Here is a 3,149-nt window from a genome sequence, read left to right as displayed (position 1 = left end):
GTTTCTACCCACAGCAATTCACTCTTAACTTCCGTTGATTGCTACACCCTACTCAAATCTAAATTTTTTGCAACAGGGCCTGCCAGATCATAATACTCAGGCCCTACGTTTAAAATGGTGCTTCCAGGTGTCTGCCCCCATAACGATAAGACTCTTGATCCTCGTTTTTATTAACCTCAACCTCATAATTAAAAAATAACATTTTTGCTTTTTTACCCTTTTCTTTTTTTGATTGATAAGCTTGATAAAACTTACAGCCCATATAACCAGCAGCTATTCCTAGGGTAATAGCAAAACCAATTGGGTGCACCGCACTCCCAATAGCAAGTAATGTCATTCCAATAGCAGACCCTAATTTCAATAAAAATTGACCAGTTTTTTCATTACGTTGTTTCTTTAAATCGTGTGTAACTCCTTTACCTCTTTGCTCAAGCTGCCATAATCTTAAGCCACTAGATTTTACCGCACTGTCAACTTTATTACGTATGCTAAAAGGAATCTGTTTTTTATTTTCAAACTCATATCTGGCAGCAATGTCTATTAAAATATCTGTCTTTTGTCTTTGCAAAACATTTTTATCATTACCAGAGGAGGTTTCAGCTAATTTCTTATCAATCAGCTGAAGCTTAGAAACCATTGATTGAGTCCAATAGCTAATATCACTATACTCTTTTTGTGCTTTGTAGAAGTTCATCGACTCATTTATCAAGTCTGCATACGTTGCAATAGCAAACCCCCAGCTAGGTATTCCTGTAATAGTCAATGCGGCAAGAGCAACTGAACTCGCAATTAAAACTGCTGCTTGAGGCTTTTGATAAAGCATTTCATGTTTGTTTACATTACCATTAGCCATGTTATAAATCATAGTTGCCGCAGCCAGAGCTGAGTAAACCGCATCAAGGTGGTTCCAAACAGATCCTATAATACTCGCTTGTTGCGAAGTAATAGTCGACCTAAAGTTAAATAAATGATTTTTAACGTTTGAATCTGCAAATATATTAGCAATAGAAAAACCAACATACCCTATTTCAGCCATATGATCAGTAATTAAATTTCTTATTGCTCTAGATGCTTTTATTAAATTTGGCAATCAGAAACACCATTATTATTTACTATTAATACGAATATTTATAATTAGGTTGTACACTGACAGTCTATCGAAAACATGAGTTTTAGTCATATCAATGGCTTTATGGCAGATCATCAAAATTCATAAAAAATATACCTTTATAACAAATTTTCATGCAAATTATGAAATAAACACACTGAAAACGCTGTTTTTTGGTAGCCCCATAGCTAGATTTTTCTGTCAATGCGCAAGTCCTGATAATGATTCATAAATGGCAACACTCCGATCATGAATCCTCTTTCTTTCTTGTTTTTTAACATAATCAAAAAAACCGGTTGGACTCTGAAGCTTCTGAGGCCCGGCCCAATCTGCAGATTTTCTAGATCGGCCATATTTGCTTCTCATCGCATCATAAATATCAGTAACTAAACCTGGATTGCTATGATCAAGACCGGCCTCTTTATGTTTTCTTAATAATCATAAGGCCCAAGCAGATTTAGAAGCTGGGTATTTAAGGATATATTCATTGATCTTATCAACATCTACAGGCTTTCCTTTATTTGTCCTAAACATTTTATTCTGTCCAGCAACTAACGCTTGATAAACTTTATTAAAATCATCCAGTTCACCTTCTTGCAAAGACTCAGGTAAAAACTGCTCTTTAGGAATTAAGGCCATCCAATGATGGCTTGTCGTATGGCCGGATTTCAAGCGCTGGAATCTTGATCTTCGGCTTAAAAGAATTCCTTCATCATGAAGCAAATAAGGTGTCGACTTACCATTGCCTGCAACATAGCCAAAAGGTATATCATGTTCACCTTGAACAAAGGGATGTAAACATCCATTTAACTCAACATCACCTGCCCAAACACCATCTTGTGTAAACTGAGTCCGAAACCATTTCTGAAATTCATCACTTTTAACTAAAGCCTCATATGCTTCATTTACTAAATTTTCTACCTTAACTAAAGCCTCTTCCTTTAAGCGTGACCAGACGACTTTTTCAGGTTCAAAGTCTCTAGAAATTGTCCTTCTACGAGTGTGAGTTAACCTATTATAAATGCCAAGATTTCGCTGAGTAAACGCATAATACTTTGATGCTTTTTTCTGGCCATCCTCAGATGCCTGTTTTTCCTGTATTAATAAATTTAAACGAGTATACTCTGCTGCTGTTTCCTGATATGAGTTGATAAATTGCTGAGTCATATGGCTTTATTTCTTAATAGCTGCCTATCAAGCCTTGCTACTTTAGCTTGGCATTTTTTAGCACTGATCATAAATCCCTGGGGCCCTAAGTAACTCTGTTCCAGAAAAAATACCATCAGGGTCAAAAGCTTCACCGAGCAACCACCTTTGTGGGCGTAGCAGCTGACCTGCAATCATTTTTTTTATTTTCCAAATTAATGGGGAATGATACGCACTATCTTTACAGTCTTGGTCACTAAATATATTTATAATATTTTCTATATTTTTTTCTCGTAAAACAGGTCTTAACAATCGCGTAATTGTTCGCTGATTTTTCAGCGACATAAAGGCATTTTTTTCTTCAATAATGCTATTTAAGGATGACTTATCCTTTTCACCTAAATCGAACCGTTGCCATATTTCCTTTGCTAAATTAATCTTATGATCTTTACAAAGGTAACTCATCAGGCCTAAAGCATAGGCATAATAACCACAATTACCATTTTTAATACTTCTTTCTTTACTATTATCAACTAAGGCATATCTCGGTTTAGGCATATTTAGCAATCACATTTAAAATGTTTTTGATGGTGTTAATTAATCACAAATAACGAGATAACATAATCTACAGATTTTCTGAAAATTATCGTATTTTGTTAATATGAATTAAAAGAGGCCTCCTGCGTCGGCAGCTTTAGGAAGGCCTTGCTAAATTCAACGTAATCGCTACTATAGGGCATTATTTTAAGAGAAAAACGCCCTCCGTCATCTGAAGTGCAACACTACTCTATACTAAGCCGCCATCAAATACTCTAAAAAAACATGATTAGGTGAGCAATAATTCAAACTCGCTCTTCTTCTGGTGTTCAATGTATCCTCTATTTTTGCTATTTCT

3 protein-coding genes and 1 pseudogene are annotated in these 3,149 nt (G+C 35.5%); all 4 read right to left on the bottom strand.

Annotated elements, in window-relative coordinates:
* Window positions 1-109: 109 nt before the first annotated feature.
* Window positions 110-1,090, bottom strand: coding sequence for a hypothetical protein (locus C200_RS09780; protein ID WP_016211955.1), 981 nt, complete (start codon window positions 1,088-1,090; stop codon window positions 110-112).
* Between the two features lie 456 nt (window positions 1,091-1,546).
* On the bottom strand, window positions 1,547-2,275 hold the full coding sequence (locus C200_RS09775) for a hypothetical protein (RefSeq protein ID WP_016211956.1): 729 nt from the start codon (window positions 2,273-2,275) through the stop codon (window positions 1,547-1,549).
* A 57-nt stretch (window positions 2,276-2,332) separates the two neighbouring features.
* Window positions 2,333-2,812, bottom strand: a complete 480-nt coding sequence (locus tag C200_RS09770) for a hypothetical protein (protein ID WP_016211953.1) — start codon at window positions 2,810-2,812, stop codon at window positions 2,333-2,335.
* 234 nt (window positions 2,813-3,046) lie between these two features.
* Window positions 3,047-3,149 (bottom strand): annotated as a pseudogene (locus C200_RS16930) (IS30 family transposase); the annotation flags it as partial.

Source organism: Piscirickettsia salmonis LF-89 = ATCC VR-1361, assembly GCF_000297215.2.
GTDB lineage: Bacteria > Pseudomonadota > Gammaproteobacteria > Piscirickettsiales > Piscirickettsiaceae > Piscirickettsia > Piscirickettsia salmonis.
This window is presented reverse-complemented; position numbering and strand designations above follow the sequence as displayed.

What these genes read in the sequence shown, in the direction of transcription:
- C200_RS09775 (WP_016211956.1), bottom strand. Translation starts at nt 2,275, where the DNA reads ATGACTCAGCAATTTATCAACTCATATCAGGAAACAGCAGCAGAGTAT.
- C200_RS09770 (WP_016211953.1), bottom strand. Translation starts at nt 2,812, where the DNA reads ATGCCTAAACCGAGATATGCCTTAGTTGATAATAGTAAAGAAAGAAGT.